Raw genomic sequence first — 1494 nt, forward strand, 5'->3', positions numbered from 1 at the left:
CCCAGCGCGTGCAACGGCGCCGAGCGGTACAGCTCCAACGCCTCCTCCGGCGTGATCCGGCCACCACCGGCGGCCCGGTCGAGCACGGCCTGCAGACCAGGGTGTTCCTCTTCGAGCTTCGACACGTCGCCGCCCTCTCCTTCAGTTCGTCGGCTTGTTGCTGGTCACGTCCGGCTGTACTGGTCGGCTCCCCCGTGCGCTGGTGTCCAGCAGCCGCACCCGGACGTCCTCCGGGAAGCCCGCGCCGGCGTCGCCGCCGACCCGGCGGGCGAACTCCGCGATGCCGGCGAGCTGGCCTTCGCCGAGGCCGTAGTCGAGCGCCGAGGTGAAGTAACGCTTCAGCGTGGGGGCGTCCAGGTCCTCCCAGCGGGCGGCCCGCTCGCACACCAGGTCCATCTCGTCCAGGGCCAGATCGCGTGCGGCCAGCAGCGCCCGGTGGACCTGGTGCACGGTCCCGGGCTCCCTGGCCAGGAAGTCGCGGCGGGCCGCGAACACCGCGAAGACGAACGGCAGCCCCGTCCAGTCCCGCCAGATCTCCCCCAGGTCGTGCACCTCCAGCCCCTGCCGGGGGGCCTGGAGCAGCGAGGCCCGCAGCGCGGGGTCGCCGATCACCACGGCCGCGGAGGCGTCGGAGAGCATGGCCGCCAGGTCGGGCGGACGGACGAAGTAGTTCGGCTTGACGCCCACCAGGTCGGAGAGCACCAGCCGGGCCAGTCGCACGGAGGTGCGACTGGTGGAGCAGAGCGCGACGGGGGCGCCGTCCAGCTCGGCCAGCGGTACCTCGCTCACGATCAGGCAGGACATCACCGGCCCGTCGCTGCCGATCGCGATGTCCGGGAGGGCGACCAGGTCGTCGGCGTTGCGGAGGAACTCCACCAGGCTGATCGGGCCGATGTCGAGGTCGCCACGGGCCAGTGCGGCGCTCAGGTGGTCCGGCGTGCCGAAGGTCAGGTCGAGGTCGAGCAGGTCGCCGGTCCTGGCCAGCCCCCAGAGCAGGGGGAGGCAGTTGAGGAACCGGATGTGGCCGGTCCTGGGCCGCTGCCGGACACGCCCGGTCACGCGTCCGGCCCGTACACCTCGACCCGGTCGCTGCGGCGGCGTACGTGGATGCAGTCCCCGGGACAGTCCCGCACCGAGTCCACCACGTCCCGCAGCAGTGGCAGCGGCACGGTCACCGCCTCCTCCGGCTGCTGGCGCAGCTCGTCGTCCTCGTCCTTCACATAGGCGAGGCCGTCGATGTCCAGCTCGAAGATCTCCGGCGCGTACTGGACGCAGATCCCGTCCCCGGTGCAGAGGCCCTGGTCGATCCAGACCTCCAGTTCCTCGTCGTGCGGCTCGTCGTGGGTCTTCGTGGGCATGGCTGGAACCTGCCGATCGTCGTCGGGGTGGGGGCCGTCGAGGTCAGAGGCGCATGGCCTGCGGGGTCTCCCGGCGCGTCAGGTCCGGGCCGTCGTACTCGCGGATGACCTCGTAGCGGGTGTTGCGCTCCACCGG

The 1494-nt window shown here is 72.1% G+C and carries 2 protein-coding genes; both read right to left on the reverse strand.

Features of this window, described 5'->3' with window-relative positions; translation table 11 throughout:
- Positions 1–141: 141 nt before the first annotated feature.
- Positions 142–1059 carry a menaquinone biosynthetic enzyme MqnA/MqnD family protein gene (locus ACZ3YO_RS39885; RefSeq protein WP_465579199.1) on the reverse strand — a complete coding sequence of 306 codons (918 nt, stop codon included), beginning with the start codon at positions 1057–1059 and terminating at the stop codon, positions 142–144.
- On the reverse strand, positions 1056–1358 hold the full coding sequence (locus ACZ3YO_RS39890) for a ferredoxin (RefSeq protein WP_465548802.1): 303 nt from the start codon (positions 1356–1358) through the stop codon (positions 1056–1058). The genes ACZ3YO_RS39885 and ACZ3YO_RS39890 overlap by 4 nt, the downstream gene beginning before the upstream one ends.
- Positions 1359–1494 lie beyond the last annotated feature (136 nt).

This window comes from Kitasatospora sp. NPDC022785 (assembly GCF_055561295.1).

Excerpts from the sequence above, each read along its gene's own strand:
- ACZ3YO_RS39890 (WP_465548802.1), bottom strand. The coding sequence starts at position 1,358 with ATGCCCACGAAGACCCACGACGAGCCGCACGACGAGGAACTGGAGGTC.